The sequence below is a fragment of the Chromohalobacter sarecensis genome, assembly GCF_023061135.1.
GTDB classification, from domain to species: Bacteria; Pseudomonadota; Gammaproteobacteria; order Pseudomonadales; family Halomonadaceae; genus Chromohalobacter; species Chromohalobacter sarecensis.
In genome coordinates this window covers 88,935-105,938 of the sequence record NZ_JAKGAN010000001.1, presented here as the reverse complement: position 1 = coordinate 105,938, position 17,004 = coordinate 88,935, and the positions used below count along the sequence as shown (strand labels likewise).

Here is a 17,004-nt window from a genome sequence, read left to right as displayed (position 1 = left end):
ATCAAGGCTGGCCGCAGTCAGCAGGTGCGTCATGAGCGACACGCAGACAAGGCGAATCCGACTGAGGCAGCGGAGTGTACGCGTTTGTACATGAGCATGCCGACCGGGCTGGCGCACCAGGGAGGATTCAACACCGTCTGCGTGAGCGCAATAGCACCGGATCAGCGTCGTTTCATGGCCTCGAAGAACTCCAAGTTAGTCTTGGTATCCTTCAAGCGATCGATCAGGAACTCCGTCGCCGCGATATCATCCATGGGGTTGAGCAGCTTGCGCAGGATCCACATGCGCTGCATTTCTTCCTCGGAGGCGATGAGGTCCTCGCGGCGCGTGCCACTGCGGCGGATATTGAGCGCCGGATAGACGCGCTTCTCGGCCAGCTTGCGGTCGAGGTGGGCCTCCATGTTGCCGGTACCCTTGAACTCCTCGAAGATGACTTCGTCCATCTTGGAGCCGGTATCGACCAGCGCGGTGGCGATGATCGTCAGGCTGCCGCCTTCCTCGATGTTACGCGCCGCGCCGAAGAAGCGTTTTGGCTTTTCCAACGCGTGGGCATCGACCCCGCCGGTCAACACCTTGCCGGAGGACGGCACCACGGTGTTGTAGGCACGCGCCAGGCGGGTGATGGAATCGAGCAGAATGACCACATCCTTCTTGTGCTCGACCAGGCGCTTGGCCTTCTCGATGACCATCTCGGCGACCTGGACGTGGCGTGCGGGCGGCTCGTCGAAGGTCGAGGCCACCACCTCGCCACGCACGGTGCGCGACATCTCGGTGACCTCTTCGGGACGCTCATCGATGAGCAGCACGATCAGATGGCATTCGGGATTGTTGCGCGTGATCGACGTCGCGATGTTCTGCAGCATCAGCGTCTTACCCGCCTTGGGCGGCGACACGAGCAGGCCACGCTGACCCTTGCCGATGGGCGACGTAAGATCGATGACCCGCGAGGTCAGATCCTCCGTCGAGCCATTGCCGATCTCCATCACCATGCGTTCCTGCGGGAACAGTGGCGTCAGGTTCTCGAACAGGATCTTGTGCTTGGCGTTTTCGGGCCGATCGAAGTTGATCTGGCTGACCTTGAGCAGCGCGAAATAACGCTCCCCTTCCTTCGGCGGCCGAATCTTGCCGGCGATGCTATCGCCCTTGCGCAGGTTGAAGCGACGGATCTGCGACGGCGAGACATAGATGTCATCGGGGCCGGCCAGATAGGAGCTGTCGGCGCTGCGAAGAAAGCCGAAGCCATCCTGCAGGATTTCCAGCACACCATCGCCATAAATGTCTTCACCACTTTTCGCATGCTTCTTGAGAATGGCGAAAATGATGTCTTGTTTACGCGAACGTGCCAGATTGTCGATGCCCATTTCCCGGGCAATTTCCAGCAGTTCGGGAACGGTTTTTTGCTTGAGTTCGGTAAGATTCATCGGTTTCGTCAGAGGTTGCTCGTGTCGGCGAGGCAATGGGATTGCCGGACAAAAGACAGGAGGCGGTTGTGCGCCGCGCGGTGCGTTCAGAGGGCCCCAGGAAATCCATTCCACTCGTCGCATTCATGCCTCAAGGCATCGCCGCGCGAGGGGGTGGCGAAAAACGGTATTGAGAGATTCGGTTCGCGTCGCCTGGTGCCATACCTAGCTCCTGATCGGGAGACTTAGCAAGGCAGGAATACTTGGGGCGATCTGACGACTTGAAGGACCGCGACGGCAATGCCGCGTGTACGGTCAGGAAGCATTCGGAACAGGCGAACGACTCGATGGTAGTCAAGGCGCCAGCCAAACGCAAGCCCACTTTTCTCATGCGTGACGCCGGGGCGCTACGCTGTGTGTCGTCGAGGATCGACCATCTCCATGGCACGGCCTCAATTCGCGAGTTGGTGATCGAGCCATGTGTCGAGTTGCGCAGCGGACAACGCCCCCACGCGTGTGGTATCCAGCCCCGCGTCGGTAAACAACGCCAGGGTCGGCATGCCGCGCACACCGTACTTGCTCGCCGTAGCCGTATTGAGGTCGACATCGCACAGCGCGACCTGCAACGTCGTCTCGCGGGCGTCGGCCAGGGCGGACAACCTGGGACGCAATTCGACGCAGGGACCGCACCAGGACGCCACGAAGGCCACCAGGGTCGGCGTGGCTACTTCCAACACGCGAGTCTCGAAGGTATCGTCCGTCACTTCGAAAAGCCGTTCGGACATGCGCCGTCTCCTGAATATTCGGCCAATTCATCATTCCTCATTGGACGCCGCATGGCGACAATTGACAAGCCTTGAGCGCCCCCGCAACCTTGCCCTACTTCTGTGAAAAGGATCCTCGCATGAGCAGCCGCCATCCGGCCCCTCGGCGTCTCGCCGCCATCGACCTGGGCTCGAACAGCTTCCACTTGCTGGTGGCCAATCATTACGCCGGTCAACTTCAGGTCGTCGCCAAGCTCGGCGAAAAGGTACAGCTGGCGGCCGGGCTCGATGACGAGGAGCGCCTCGACGAAGCGGCCATGGAGCGAGCGCTGGCCTGCCTGGAGCGTTTCGCACCTTACTTGAGCGGCCTCGATGCCCGCGATGTGCGCATCGTGGGCACCAATGCGTTGCGCGCGGCCCACAACCGCCAGACGCTGATCGACCGCGCCGAGGCATTGATCGGTCACCCTATCGAAATCATCGCCGGCCGAGAGGAGGCGCGCTTGATCTACCTGGGTGCCGCGCATGCACTGGCCGAAGTCCACGGACGCCGGCTCATCATCGACATCGGCGGCGGTTCCACCGAGCTCATCATCGGCGAGCGCTTCGAACCGCTAGCACTGGAAAGCCTGCACATGGGCTGCGTGGCTTATACGCAACGCTTCTTCGCCAATGAAGAAATCACCGAGAAGGCTTTTCGCAAGGCCGAGCTCGCCGCGCTTTCCGAGCTTGCCAACATTCGCCGTTCCTATCAAACGCTCGGCTGGCAGGACCCGATCGGCTCGAGCGGCACCATCAAGGCCATCGCCGCCGTGCAGGCCGCGAACGGCGATGCACCGGAAGGCATGATCACGCGCCAGGGGCTGAAGAACTTGCGCAGCCGACTGCTGAAGTGCAAGAAACTCGATAAAGTCGCCATGGAAGGGCTCAAGAGCGACCGGGCTCGGGTATTCCCGGCGGGCGTGGCAATTCTGTGCGCCATCTTCGAGGCCTTCGAACTCGAACGCATGCGCTACTCGGACGGCGCTCTGCGTGAAGGCGTGCTCTATGATCTTCTCGGCCGCAATACCGCCGAGGATTCCCGCGCCTCGGCGCTCATCACGCTGCGCCGACGCTTCGACGTCGACACGCGTCAGGCAAACAACGTACGCACCACCGCCGAACACCTCTGCACGCATATCGCCGACGCTTGGCCCTTAAACCAGGAGCAGCGACGCTTCCTGGCCTGGGCGGCCGAGTTGCACGAAATCGGCCTGGCGGTCTCACACAGTCAGTTTCATCGCCACGGCGCCTATCTGCTGGAAAACTCCGACTTGGCCGGATTTTCACGCCCCGAGCAACAGGCCCTCGCCTTCCTGGTGCGTGCCCATCGACGTAAGTTCCCCAGCAAGGAACTCGACGCCCTCCCCTCTGCCTCGCGATCGATTTATGCACGCCTGGCGCGACTATTGCGACTGGCGGTGGCGCTCAATCATTCGCGTCCCGAGCAGCCTGTCCTCGACGTCCACCTCGAGGCCGATGGCGACACGCTGCGACTGGCACTCGACCAGGCCGACCAACCGCTGCTGATGGCCGACCTCGAACAGGAGGCGCGTTATCAACGCAATGCCGGCTTCACGCTGGTTATCGACGCTTAGTCGAATCATCACCGTCGGGCATCGGCACTAGCCGCCAGCCTTCGGCGGCGACCACGCCCAGTACGCCGACCAAGGTGTCGTCTTCCCAGGCCAGCCACAGGCGCTCACGCTGCCACGGCGGCACATGGCGTTCCTGCAGCACACGCTTTAGATCGCGTCGCCCGCGCCCTGGTAGACGCAGCGTCTCGCCACCCCGACGCAAACACAGCATGAGACTGACATCACGCGGAGAATCGGGAAGCAGTTGCCACGCCAGCGGGCCCAGCGGCGTTTCCAGGGGCGCGCGGCCATCCCAGGTCAGGAAGGTATCCGCCGTCGGTGGTGCGTCCAGCGGTGCCAGCAGATAGAGATGGCCTCGCCAGCGCCTGGCCTGCGCCCCCGGCCAATCGATATGGACCTGGGCATCGTCGCGGGCCTGCAATTGATCGAGCACGCTTTCGAGGCGCGCGCGCGGTGGCGTGGGCAGGGAGAGTCGCCGACAGGCATGGCGTGCCAGCAGACGCTGGCGGGACCGGGAGAGCGTCGCGAGGCGTGCGACCGGCAAGCAGGCCGCCTCGCCCCCCAGCGCCTGCAAGGTTTCTGCGGCCAGCTCTTCCAGCAGCGCATCGCTCTCGCCGAGTTGCTCGGCGGTGCGCGCCAGCGATGTTGCCGCGCCCGGCCAGCGTGCCGCCAGCGCCGGCATGACCGTGTGGCGCAGATAGTTACGATCGAAGCGCTCGTCGGCGTTGGACGGATCCTCGACCCAACGCAGATCGCGTGTCGCGGCTTCGCGTCTCAGCGTCGCGCGTGTCACGGACAGCCACGGCCGGGCCATGAAACGGCCTTGCCACTCGCGTCTCTCAGGCATGCCGGCCATGCCGCGCAAGCCGCTACCACGCAGTCCCGCCAGCAGCAGGCCTTCGGCCTGATCGTCGGCATGCTGCGCCAATAGCAGTGTGTCTCCCGGTGCGACACGGCGCGCATACGCCGCAAGCCGCGCCTCACGGGCGTGTGCCTCGAGGCCCCGTTCACCGCGCGCCACCGTCACGTGCTCGACGAAGAGGGGGACGCCCAGGCGGGAGCAGAGCGCCCGACAATGCCGCTCGAAATCCTCGGCGGCCGGCTGCAGGTCATGATTGACGTGCAGTGCATAGAGCGGCCGAGGGTGACGACGACACGCCGCCACCGCCAGCGTCAGCATCAACGAGGAATCCAGGCCACCGGACAGCGCCACCCAGACAGGTCGCCCTGATGGCACAGCCATCAGGGCGTCACCGATCAAAAACGAGGGAGTTCGGTTAAGTGTCATGCTTAACGGAGTGGGAGAGAATTTATTCTCGATCTTGGTGCGCTTGGCACTCGCGAACAAGTTCGCTCCCACAAAATGCACTCAGGCAGGCGCGCCATAACTCATCAGTCGCTCATAGCGCCGCGACAGCAGGGCGTCGGTCTCCATGGTCTCTAGCCGCTCGAGGCTCGCGCCCAGTGCGTCCTTGATGCTATCGGCCATCTTCTGCGGATTGCGATGCGCGCCCCCCAGCGGCTCCTTGATCAGGGTATCGACGAAGCCCAGTTCCTTGAGGCGTTCGGCGGTGATACCCATCGCCTGCGCGGCGTCGGAGGCCTTCTCGGCGCTCTTCCACAGGATCGACGCGCAGCCTTCCGGGGAAATCACCGCATAGGTCGAATACTGCAGCATCTGCAGCTCATCGCAGACACCTATCGCCAGTGCTCCGCCGGAGCCACCCTCGCCCACGACGGTGGAAATGATCGGGGTCTTGAGGCGTGACATGACCGCCAGATTATAGGCGATAGCCTCGCTCTGGCCGCGCTCCTCGGCGTCGATCCCGGGATAGGCGCCGGGGGTATCGATAAAGGTCAGTACCGGCATCTTGAAACGCTCGGCCATTTCCATCAGCCGGCACGCCTTGCGATAGCCTTCTGGGCGCGGCATACCAAAGTTGCGCCGCACCTTCTCCTTGACGTCACGCCCCTTCTGATGACCGATGACCATCACCGGCTTGTCGTTAAGGCGCGCCACGCCGCCCACGATGGCGGCGTCATCGGCGAAATGACGATCGCCATGCAGCTCGTCGAAGTCCTCGAACAGGCTATCGAGGTAATCCAGCGTGTAAGGACGCTGGGGATGACGCGAGAGCTGCGATACCTGCCAGGCGCTAAGATCGCGAAAAATCGATTCGGTGAGCTTGCGATTCTTGTCTTCAAGCTTGCCGATTTCGTCGCTCAAGCTGATACGGCTGTCGTTACCGACCAGGCGTAGCTCATCGATCTTGGCTTCCAGCTCGGCGATCGGCTGTTCAAAGTCCAGGTAGTTGGGATTCATAGAACGTCTACTTTGTGGTCTTGGGCAGCCCGGGGCCGCACGTCCGATGTCGCGCGAGGCGACGCTGTGACGGACAGGGCATGGCGCCAACCGGCCGTAAACCGGCATTATCGCACCCTGAACGCATCACGCAAGACACCCCGCGCCAAGCACCCTCGTCCGTGATGATGGAATCATCCACGATAACGCAATGTCACCGCCTCCTGCCCCTCTACTTCTCGCAGGGCGATGAGCAAGTCGTCGCTGGGCGACACCCGCCAGGGTTCCCCCAATTCCAGCACGCCGCTGGCCTGAGGATTGCGGTAACGCACACGCACCGGCAACCCTTGGGGATCGCGCCACCGCGTGAGGCTATCTTGTAAACTGCGCGCGAAACGTCCATTGAGACGCGCGCCATCCACTGCGAGTTCCACGGCCTCGCCATAGCGCATGCGCGCATCGACCATCGGCGTCACTTCCTTGCCGCGCAGGCGCAGGCCCCCCGAGTAATCGTCGCTACTCACTTCGCCTTCGATGATCAGGACGTCATCGGCGCCGAGCTTGCCACGCATCTGCTCGTACATCTCGCCGAACAGCGAGGCCTCGATACGGCCGGTACGGTCGTCCAGGGTAATGAACGCCATGGTATCGCCGCGCTTGGATTTCATGGTGCGCATGGCCACCACCAGGCCCGCGACACGCTGCGACTCGCCGCGCTGGGGTTTCAGATCGACGATGCGCGTCGACACGAAACGCTTGAGCTCGCTTTCGTATTCGTCGATGGGATGGCCCGTCAGGTACAGGCCCAGGGTATCCTTCTCGCCGGCCAGACGCTCCTTGTCGGTCCACTCGCGGGCATGGTGGTAATCGGCGTAGACATCGCCGCTTTCCGGTTCGACGAAGGCGTCGCCGAACATATCGATCATCCCCGCGCTGGCATTGGCATTGCTCTGCGACGCCGCCTTGAGCGCGGCATCCAGCGACGCCATCAACACCGCCCGGGTCGGTCCCAGGTTGTCCAGCGCGCCGGAGCGGATCAAGGCTTCCAATGTACGCTTGTTGAGGCGCTTGGCGTCGACACGGCGACAAAAATCGAACAGATCGTCGAAGGCACCGTCGGCCTCGCGCGCCTCGACGATCGCCCCGATGGGCCCTTCGCCGACGCCGCGAATCGCACCCAGGCCATAGACGACACGGTTCTGCTCATCGACAGTGAACTTGTAGCTGCCCATATTGACGTCCGGCGGCGTGACCGTCAGCCCCTGCTTGCGACATTCCTCGATCAGCGGCACGACCTTGTCGAGGTTATCCATTTCGGTGGACAGCACCGCCGCCATGAAGGGCGCGGGGTAATGCGCCTTGAGCCACGCCGTCTGGTACGAGACCAGGCCGTAAGCCGCCGAGTGCGACTTGTTGAAACCGTAACCGGCGAATTTCTCCACCAGATCGAAGAGGTTGCCGGCGAGATCCTGGTCGATGCCGTTGGCCGCGCAGCCCTCCATGAAACCGGCGCGCTGCTTGGCCATCTCCTCGGGCTTCTTCTTACCCATGGCGCGGCGCAGCATGTCCGCCTGGCCCAGGCTGTAGCCTGCCATCACCTGGGCGATCTGCATCACCTGCTCTTGATAGAGGATAATGCCGTAGGTGGGGCCGAGCACCGGCTTGAGTAGCTCGTGCTGATACTCCGGATGCGGGTAGGCGACCTCGGCGCGGCCATGCTTGCGGTTGATGAAGTCATCGACCATGCCGGATTGCAGCGGCCCTGGACGGAACAACGCCACCAGGGCGATCATGTCCTCCAGCGAGTCAGGCTCCAGACGCTTGATCAACTCCTTCATGCCGCGTGATTCGAGCTGGAAGACCGCCGTGGTCTCGGCCTTCTTGAGCATATCGAAGGTAGGCACGTCATCCAGCGGGATCGAAGCGATATCCAGCGGTCCCTGCCCTTCACGGGCGCGCACCGTATCGACCATCTCCAACGCCCAGTCGATGATGGTCAGCGTGCGCAGCCCCAGGAAGTCGAACTTGACCAGCCCGGCTTCCTCGATGTCGTTCTTGTCGTACTGCACCACCAGCCCGCTGCCGTCTTCCTCGCACAAAAGCGGCGAGAAATCGGTCAGCTTGGTGGGCGCGATCACCACCCCACCGGCGTGCTTGCCGGTGCCGCGCGTGATCCCCTCGAGCTTGAGCGCCATGTCCCAGATTTCCTGGGATTCCTCATCGTTGCCCAGATATTCCTTGAGCGCCGGCTCCTGCTCGATGGCCTTTGACAGGGTCATGCCGACCTCGAAGGGGATCAGCTTGGAGAGCTTGTCGCCCATCGAATACGGCTTGCCCTGGGCGCGGGCCACGTCGCGCACCACGGCCTTGGCAGCCATGGTGCCGAAGGTCACGATCTGCGAGACGGCGTCTCGCCCATAACGGCTGGCCACATACTCGATGACCCGGTCGCGCTTCTCCATGCAGAAATCGACGTCGAAGTCGGGCATCGACACGCGTTCCGGGTTGAGGAAGCGCTCGAACAGCAGGTCGTATTCGAGCGGGTCCAGGTCGGTGATCTTGAGGGCGTAGGCGACCAGCGAGCCGGCCCCGGAACCACGCCCCGGCCCCACCGGAATATCGTTATCCTTGGCCCACTGGATGAAGTCCATGACGATCAGGAAGTACCCGGGGAAGCCCATTTCGAGGATGATATTGAGCTCGAAATCGAGCCGCTCGCGATAGGCGCCCTCGTGCTCACTGAGATCGCGTCCGGGGTAGATCGGCGTCTCGCCGGTGAAGAGCTTTTCGAGCCGCTCGGTGAGGCCGTCGTGAGAGATCTTGCGGAAGAAGCTCTCCATGGTCATGCCATCCGGCACCGGGTACTCGGGGAGGAAGATTTCACCCAGCGGCACGTCGACGTTGCAGCGCGCGGCGATCATCACGCTATTTTCCAGCGCCTCGGGAAGATCGGCGAACAGCTCAGCCATTTCCTGCGGGCTCTTCAAGTACTGCTCTTCGCTGTAACAGCGTTCGCGGCGCGGATCGTCGAGCGCCTTGCCCTCGCCGATCGCCACCCGCGTTTCGTGGGCCCAGAATTCCTCGCGGCTCAAGAAGCGCACGTCATTGGTCGCCACCACCGGCGTCTGAGTCTCGGCTGCCAGTGCCACCGAGAGATGCAGACATTCCTCGTCGTGCTCACGCCCGGTGCGCTGGACTTCCAGATAAAACCGCCCAGGAAAAGCAGCATTCCAGGCATCGCACAGTTCCCGCGCCGCCTGGCCGTGTTCGGTCAGAAGGTGACGCCCGATCTCCCCTTCGCGGGCACCGGACAAGGCGATCAGTCCCGCGCTGCGCGCAAAGATCCATTCCTTCTTGAGGATACCCTGGCCGCGCTGCTGCCCCTCGCTCCAGCCCTGCGAGATCAATTCGGTGAGATGGCGGTAGCCGTGGTTGTCCATCGCCAACAGCGTCACGCGGTAGGGATGTGTCTCGTCGTGGGGATTCTCCACCCACAGGTCAGCGCCGATGATCGGCTTGAGCCCCGCGCCTTGGGTGCCCTTATAGGCCTTGACCAAGCCAAACAGATTGGAATCGTCGGTCACGGCCACAGCGGGCATGCCGCCCTTGGCCGTCGCCTCGATCAGCGGCTTCAAGCGCACCAGGCCATCGACCAAGGAATATTCACTGTGCACGCGCAGATGAACGAAAGGCGTAGTCATGACGAGCTCTTGAGACGAAACGGACGATGCCGCTCGGGCGACATCTTCCTGAATGAATTGGGTAACGGTGTGATGCGGCGCTATACCGACAGCCACTGCTTGACCGGCGCAAACGAGCGGCGATGTTCCTCGAGCGGCCCCAGGCGCTCGAGCACCTCGCGGTGCTCACGGGTAGGATAGCCCTTGTGGCGCGCAAACCCATACTCGGGATAGCGCTCATGCAGCGCGAGCATCTGCGCGTCGCGCGTCACCTTGGCCAGAATCGAGGCGGCGCCGATGGCCTCATGGCGCTGGTCGCCCTTGACCGCGCACTGCCCTGGCACATGATGCCCCGGCATCCGATTACCGTCCACCAGCAGATATTCCGCCGCCACCGGCAGGGCGTCGATGGCCCGCCGCATGGCCAGATGCGTGGCGTGGTAGATGTTGAGAGTGTCGATCTCGGCGGGCGATGCTTCGCCCACCGCGAAGGCCGTGGCGTGTTGGCGAATGGCCTCGGCCAATGCCAGGCGGCGTTTTTCGCTGAGGGTCTTGGAGTCGGCCAACCCTTCGATGGGACGCGCCGGGTCGAGAATCACCGCCGCCGCCACCACGCTACCCACCAGAGGGCCGCGTCCGACTTCATCGACGCCCGCCAGGCACGTGCCCTGATAATCGATCACCAACGGGGGTAGTCCCGTCATGTGTTTTCCTCCTGTAGCGGCAAGCGGCCGTGGGTAATCAGGCCGTCGATGGCCTCGGCAGCGCGCTCGCTGGCGCCGCGCTGGAGCGTGGCGTGCAAGTCGGCAAAACGCGTCTCCATCGCCTGGCGCTTGGCGTCATCGCCGAGCCATTCGAGCAGCGCCGCACCGATCGCCTCATGACTGGCGGCGTCCTGTATCAGCTCAGGCACCAGCGTCTCCTGAGCGATAAGATTGGGCAGCGAGATCCAATCGGTCTTGACCATGCGCTTGGCCAACCAGTGCGTAGTAGGCGCCATCTTATAGGCCACCACCATGGGACGATGGCAGAGCATGGCTTCGAGCGCAGCGGTTCCGGAGGCGAGCAGCACCGCATCGGCGGCGGCCATCGCCTGGCGCGACTCGCCATCGCACAGGACGACGATATCGCGAACCGGATGCTCGGCCAGCAGCGCCTCGAGTTCCTCGCGACGCGCCGGGGAGGCCGCCGGCACGATCACCTGCAGGTCGGGGAGGCGTTCGCGCAACCAGGCGACGCTCTCCAGGAACGTCGGCCCCAAAAAGCGGATTTCATTACCCCGTGAACCCGGCAACAACGCCAGCAGCGGCGCCGTGGACGATAATCCAAGCGCAGCGCGGGCCGCCTGGCGATCGTTGACCAACGGCAGTTCATCGGCCAGCGGATGCCCGACGAAGGCCACCGGCACTTCATGACGCACGTAAAAGGCCGCCTCGAAGGGCAGGAAGGTGAGCATGGCATCGACCGACTGGGCGATGGACTTCACCCGGCCCTGGCGCCACGCCCAGACAGAGGGGCTGACGTAATGCGCAGTGGGGATGCCGGTGTCACGCAATTGACGCTCAAGCCCCAGGTTAAAGTCGGGCGCATCGATGCCGATCATCGCGTCCGGCTCCCAGGCCAGTGCATCACGCCGCAAATGACGCCGGACCTTGATCAGCCCCGGCAGGTGCTTGAGCACCTCGACCAGACCCATGACCGAGAGCGTCTCCAGCGGATACAGCGAATGCAAGCCTTCGGCGAGCATGCGCGGACCGCCGATACCGCGAAATTCGGCGTCGGGATGGCGACGCTTCAGCGCCTGCATCAAGCCGGCGCCGAGGATATCGCCCGACAGCTCTCCCGCGACCAGGTAGATACGCATGACGTGCCTCGTTCAGCGCGTAATGCCGCGCTGCGAATCCTTCAGCGACGCCAGGAATGTCGCGACTTCCGGACCTTCGACATTGTTCTCGATACGCTCAAGGGCCTGCTCCATGGTCAAACCCTGGCGATAAACGGTGCGGTAGGCTTCGCCCAACGCCCGCAGGGCCTCGCGCGAGAAGCCGCGGCGCTTGAGTCCCACCAGGTTGAGCCCATGCGCCTGCGCAGGGTTACCGTTGACGATAATATAGGCTGGCACGTCCTTGGTGATGATCGAGCCGCCGCCACACATGGCATGGGTACCGATATGGCAGAACTGATGGATCGCCGAGAGGCCACCGAGAATGGCGTGATCGCCGATGGTGACATGCCCGGCCAGGGTCGCCTGGTTGGCGAGGATGCAATCATCGCCGATTACGCAGTCATGGCCGACGTGCGCATAGGCCATAAAGAGGTTGCGCGAGCCGATGATGGTCGCTTCCTTGTCCTGCACCGTGCCGCGATGCAGGGTCACGCCTTCACGCACGACGTTGTCGTCGCCCATCTCCAGACGGGTGGCTTCTCCGGCGTATTTCTTGTCCTGACAGTCCTCGCCCACGGAGGCGAACTGGAAAATCCGATTGCGCTTCCCCAGGCGCGTGGGCCCCTTGAGTACCACGTGCGGACCGATCACCGTGCCGTCCCCAATTTCCACTTCGGGGCCAATCACGCAGAACGGGCCGATGTCGACGTCATCGGACACACGCGCACTGGGGTCGACGATGGCGGTGGGATGAATCAAGCGACTTTCCTCTCGGCACAGATGATCTCGGCTTCGCAGGCTAGCTCGCCGTCGACCGTAGCACGACAGGCGAATTTCCAGATCCCGCGCTTGCCCTTGATGACGTTGGCTTCCAGGCGCAACTGATCGCCCGGCATCACCGGACGCTTGAAGCGCACGTTATCGCTTCCTACAAGATAATAGACATAACCGTCGGCGGGCATCTTGTTAACGGTCTTGAAACCCAGGATACCGCATGCCTGTGCCATGGCCTCGATGATCAACACGCCAGGCATGATGGGGTGATGCGGAAAATGCCCATTGAAAAAAGGCTCGTTGATGCTGACATTCTTGCAGGCGACGATCGACTCGCCGACCGTGATCTCCATGACGCGATCCACCAGCAAGAACGGATAACGGTGCGGTAGATACTCACGGATCTCGTTGATGTCCATTACCATCGATACAACCTCTGAAATAACGAAGTGCCTGCCATGAAGACAGGCACACGAGGACGGAGTACTCCGCCTATCTGGATGGATGAGGATTATACAGATCCGCCTCGCTAGCAGCCATCAGCCTTGGGTGGCGTCCGAGGCATCCCGTTCCAGACGCGCCAGACGCTTGGCGAGATCGTCGAGCTGCTTGAAGCGCACCGCGTTCTTGCGCCACAAGCCATTGGGCATGGAGCCCGTTCCCGAGGAATAAACCCCAGGCGCGTGGATGGAATTGGTGACAAGACTCATACCGGTGATCTGAACGCCATCGCAAATCGTCAGGTGCCCCGATAGGCCTACGCCGCCCCCCAGCATGCAGTGGCGTCCCACGCGGGTCGATCCCGCGATCCCCACGCACCCCGCCAGGGCGCTATGGTCGCCGACCTGCACGTTGTGCGCGATCTGCACCTGGCTGTCGATCTTGACGTCATCGCCGATCAACGTATCACCCAACGCACCGCGGTCGATGCTCGAGCAGCTACCGATTTCGACGTCGTCGCCCACGATGACACCACCCAGTTGCGCTATCTTGTGCCAGCCTTGGCCATCGTGAGCGAAACCGAAGCCATCGGCGCCCACCACACAGCCACTGTGCAAGATGGCTCGCCGCCCGATACTCACGCCATGATAGACGGTGACATTGGCATGCAGCCGGGTGTCAGCACCGATTTCACTGTGCGCGCCGACGATACTGCCGGCACCGATCACGCAGCCATCACCAATGACGGCGCCGGCGTCGATCACGCACTGCGGACCGACCGAAACACGCGCGCCGAGACGCGCGCTTTCGGCAACCACCGCACTGGGGTGAACGCCTTCCGGTGCCTGCCCCGCCAGCGGATCGAAAAGCCTCGATAGCTCAGCGTAACCGAGATAAGGGTTATCGAGTTCGAGCCGCGCGCACGGCACCTCGGCGCCATGCGCGGGGTGCACCAGCACGGCGGCCGCGCGCGTTTCGTGCAAGTATTTGAGATAGGTCTTGTTGGCCAGGAACGTAATGTCGTTCGGGCCCGCATCAAGCAACGTAGACAGGCCGGTGACACGATGATCGCTATCGCCGACCAAGCGAGCCTTGAGACGTTCGGCCAGTTCACCGAGCGTGAAGGCGCAAGGAGTAAGGGTCTTCATGTGCGCTTGGAACCGCTAGCCATGGGCGCCATCGGCGCCCCATGGGCTCAGTTGAGCGAGTTAAAGATGCGGGTAACTTCTTCGGTGACGTCGAGGCTATCCTCTGAATACACCACCGCATCACGATCCACCACGAGGTCCAAGTCATGCCGCTCGACGACCTGTTCGACGGCACGGTCGAGCTTGGGCTTGGCCGACTGCATGAAGGACTGTTCCTTTTCCTGTTGCATGCGCTGAATCTGCTGACGCAACTGCTGGAACTCGGAACCCTTGGTACGCAACTCCTGTTGAGCGTTAGTGCGCTCAGAATCGGACATCACCGCGCCATCTTGCTGCAGCTTCTGTTGTAACTGCTGCAATTCCTGGCTGAGTGACTCGGCGCGCTGCTTCTTGTCGCCGATCTGATTCTTGAGCTCGTTCATCGAACGCTGGGCGGCATCCGAATCCAGCAACGCCTGACGCCAGTCGATAACGCCAACCTCGTTCGCCATGGCCGGCATGGACAGCACACTCATCACCCCAAGACACAGGGCACCCGTCAATTTGCGCATCACACCCTCTCCTTGATTCGTTATGGTCACTCGGTGCGGCGGTCACGCCACCGCACTTGGCGCATGACGCTGTGTCAGCCTGCTTTAGAAGGTCTGACCCAGCGAGAATTGAAAGACCTGAGTATCATCACCGTCTTCGTCGCTGAGCGGCTTGGCGACACTGAAGGTCAACGGTCCCACCGGGGTCAGCCAGGAAAGTCCTAGCCCGACGCTATAGCGCAGGTCACCCATATCCACACCACTGCTGCAGCTAGAACTTGTACCCTCCGGCACATCGTAGCAATCGGTCAAGTAGGTGTTACCAGCATCGAAGAAGACGCTGGTCTGCAGCGAACGGCGGTCCTCGACCCAAGGGAAGGGATAGATCAACTCGGCCGAGCCTTCGACGAGCACGTTACCCCCCAGGGTGTCATCGTCCCCGTCATTACGTGGCGTGGTATTCGGCCCCAACGTATTGCTGGAGAAGCCGCGTACCGAGCCCAGTCCACCCGAGTAGAAATTTTCGTAAAACGGGTAGGCATCGTCACCGACGGTGTCCGCATAGCCCACGTTAGTACTGAATTTCAGTGACCACTCGGGACGGAATTCAAACAGCTTCTGACCTTCATAGCGGGTCTTGTAGTACTGCGTATCGCTTCCCGGCACCGCAGTCTCCAGCGACAGTTTCTGATAGCTGCCGTCGGTGGGCATGATGCCGCGATTGAGGTTGTTGCGCGTCCAGCTGGCGGTGAGCTTGTAATTCATGAAGTCCTCACCCTCGTCGTCCGTGTACTGGACGATTTCAGCCGGCGTATCGCGATAGGTATCGAGCGACAGATCCTCGACGCCGAAGCCGAAGTTCAGCCGCGATAGATCGTTGATCGGATAGCCGAAGTTGACGCTGCCGCCGATGGCATCCGAGGAATAGGTCGAAATGTCGTCGAAGTCTTCGTAATTGGTCTCGCGATAATAGAGATTATAGCCGCGCGAGATGCCGTCCAGCGTCCAGTAGGGGTCGGTGTAGCCGAAGTTGAGGTTGGTGAAATAGTCACCTTTCTGCGCATTGACGTTGACGCGGTTGCCCGTCCCCAGGAAGTTGCTCTGGGACAACGACGCACCATAGATGACCCCGGCGCTTTGCGAAAAGCCCAGGCTGGCCGAGACCGACCCGGATGGCTGCTCCTCGACGTTGTAGGTCACGTCAAGCTGGTCGGACTCATCGGACACAGGGCGCGTTTCGACATCCACCGAGCGGAAGAAGCCCAGGCGCTCCAGACGCTCGCGGGATTGACTGATCTGGTCGGTGGAAGCCGGTGCGCCTTCCATCTGGACCATCTCGCGACGCAGCACTTCGTCCTGGGTCGTGGTATTGCCCTCGAAATTGATGCGCCGCACATAGGCACGCCGCCCCGGTTCGACCTGGAAGGTCACATCCACGGTATCGCCGTCGGCATCGACCTCGGGCACGCTGTTGATCTCGGCGAAGGCGAACCCTTCGGCCCCGAGGCGCTTACGCAAGGCCTCGGAAGACTCGGTCATCGCGCTTTCCGAATAATATTCACCGGGTTCGGCGGTCACCAGCTCACGCGCCTCGCTTTCGTCGATCTTGAGATCGCCCGCAAAACGAACCTCGTCGAGCTTGTAGCGTTTGCCTTCATCGACGTTGATGGTGATGAAGATGTCGGACTTGTCGGGACTGATCGACACTTGAGACGAGCTGATGTCGAAATTGACGTAGCCGCGGTCCAGGTAGAAGGAGCGTAGCGTCTCGAGATCGCCCGAGAGCTTGTCGCGAGAATATTCATCGTCGGAAAACCAGCCAAAGAACCAACCCGGCTTGTCTTCCAGCGCGAACAAGTCACGCAGGGTATCGTCGTCGAAGTCTTGATTGCCGACGAAGTTGATCTGGTGAATCTTGGCGACCGCACCCTCGTTGATATCGATATCGACTTCGACGCGGTTGTTGTCGAGCTCCTCGACGCTGGTCTCGATATTGGCGCTATAACGCCCTTGGGATTGGTAAAGCCGCTCGAGCTCGCGCTGCACCTCATCGAGCGTCGAACGCTGCAACACCTGGCCTTCATCGAGCCCGGCCTCGGTCATGCCCTTGCGAAGGTCCTCATCGGCCACCTGAGAGTTGCCGTTGAGCTCGATGCTGGCGATGGTGGGGCGCTCGACCACGTTGACGATCAATACATCGCCATCACGCGACAGCTCAATGTCGTCGAATAGGCCGGTATCGAACAGTTCCTGCGATGCTTCGGCCAATTCGCGGTCATCGACCTGGTCGCGCGCACTGACTGGAAAGGCATTGAACACCGATGCCGGCGATACGCGCTGCAGCCCTTCCACGCGAATATCTGAAATCTCGAAGGAGGCCGCCAGTGCCGCAGGAGTCGCTGACAGCAGCAGCGCCGCCAATCCGATGGTCTTGATCTTCATG

13 protein-coding genes are annotated in these 17,004 nt (G+C 62.1%); 1 reads left to right on the top strand and 12 read right to left on the bottom strand.

Annotated features, from left to right (window positions below; all coding sequences use genetic code 11):
• Positions 1–161 precede the first annotated feature (161 nt).
• Together rho and L1071_RS00530 are read right to left on the bottom strand one after the other, a co-directional pair.
• Positions 162–1,421 (bottom strand): transcription termination factor Rho, encoded by a 1,260-nt coding sequence (gene rho, locus L1071_RS00535; protein WP_246898808.1) that lies wholly within the window; start codon positions 1,419–1,421, stop codon positions 162–164.
• 431 nt (positions 1,422–1,852) lie between these two features.
• Positions 1,853–2,185, bottom strand: coding sequence for a thioredoxin family protein (locus L1071_RS00530; RefSeq protein WP_246967385.1), 333 nt, complete (start codon positions 2,183–2,185; stop codon positions 1,853–1,855).
• 119 nt (positions 2,186–2,304) lie between these two features.
• Here L1071_RS00530 and ppx point away from each other — a divergent pair, with 119 nt between their 5' ends.
• On the top strand, positions 2,305–3,801 hold the full coding sequence (gene ppx / locus L1071_RS00525) for an exopolyphosphatase (RefSeq protein WP_246967382.1): 1,497 nt from the start codon (positions 2,305–2,307) through the stop codon (positions 3,799–3,801).
• On the opposite strand, the gene tilS is transcribed toward ppx, so the two are convergent.
• From tilS to bamA, 10 genes are all read right to left on the bottom strand, one after another.
• Complete coding sequence (tilS, locus tag L1071_RS00520) at positions 3,788–5,044, bottom strand: tRNA lysidine(34) synthetase TilS (protein ID WP_246967379.1); 1,257 nt, start codon at positions 5,042–5,044, stop codon at positions 3,788–3,790. The two genes, ppx and tilS, sit on opposite strands and share 14 nt — an antisense overlap.
• A 126-nt stretch (positions 5,045–5,170) precedes the next feature.
• Positions 5,171–6,124, bottom strand: a complete 954-nt coding sequence (locus L1071_RS00515; protein WP_246967376.1) for an acetyl-CoA carboxylase carboxyltransferase subunit alpha — start codon at positions 6,122–6,124, stop codon at positions 5,171–5,173.
• A 173-nt stretch (positions 6,125–6,297) separates the two neighbouring features.
• Positions 6,298–9,804 (bottom strand): DNA polymerase III subunit alpha, encoded by a 3,507-nt coding sequence (gene dnaE, locus L1071_RS00510; protein WP_246967373.1) that lies wholly within the window; start codon positions 9,802–9,804, stop codon positions 6,298–6,300.
• An 80-nt stretch (positions 9,805–9,884) separates the two neighbouring features.
• Positions 9,885–10,487, bottom strand: coding sequence for a ribonuclease HII (gene rnhB, locus L1071_RS00505; RefSeq protein WP_246967370.1), 603 nt, complete (start codon positions 10,485–10,487; stop codon positions 9,885–9,887).
• Positions 10,484–11,647, bottom strand: a complete 1,164-nt coding sequence (gene lpxB / locus L1071_RS00500) for a lipid-A-disaccharide synthase (RefSeq protein ID WP_246967367.1) — start codon at positions 11,645–11,647, stop codon at positions 10,484–10,486. Before lpxB ends, rnhB begins: the two co-directional genes overlap by 4 nt.
• A 12-nt stretch (positions 11,648–11,659) precedes the next feature.
• Entirely contained in the window at positions 11,660–12,427 is a 768-nt protein-coding gene (gene lpxA, locus L1071_RS00495; RefSeq protein WP_246967364.1) for an acyl-ACP--UDP-N-acetylglucosamine O-acyltransferase, read from the bottom strand.
• Entirely contained in the window at positions 12,424–12,867 is a 444-nt protein-coding gene (gene fabZ / locus L1071_RS00490) for a 3-hydroxyacyl-ACP dehydratase FabZ (RefSeq protein WP_246967361.1), read from the bottom strand. The genes lpxA and fabZ overlap by 4 nt, the downstream gene beginning before the upstream one ends.
• A gap of 114 nt (positions 12,868–12,981) precedes the next feature.
• On the bottom strand, positions 12,982–14,031 hold the full coding sequence (gene lpxD, locus L1071_RS00485; protein WP_246967359.1) for a UDP-3-O-(3-hydroxymyristoyl)glucosamine N-acyltransferase: 1,050 nt from the start codon (positions 14,029–14,031) through the stop codon (positions 12,982–12,984).
• Between the two features lie 47 nt (positions 14,032–14,078).
• Entirely contained in the window at positions 14,079–14,582 is a 504-nt protein-coding gene (locus tag L1071_RS00480) for an OmpH/Skp family outer membrane protein (protein WP_246967356.1), read from the bottom strand.
• 84 nt (positions 14,583–14,666) lie between these two features.
• Entirely contained in the window at positions 14,667–17,003 is a 2,337-nt protein-coding gene (gene bamA, locus L1071_RS00475; RefSeq protein ID WP_246967353.1) for an outer membrane protein assembly factor BamA, read from the bottom strand.
• Position 17,004 lies beyond the last annotated feature (1 nt).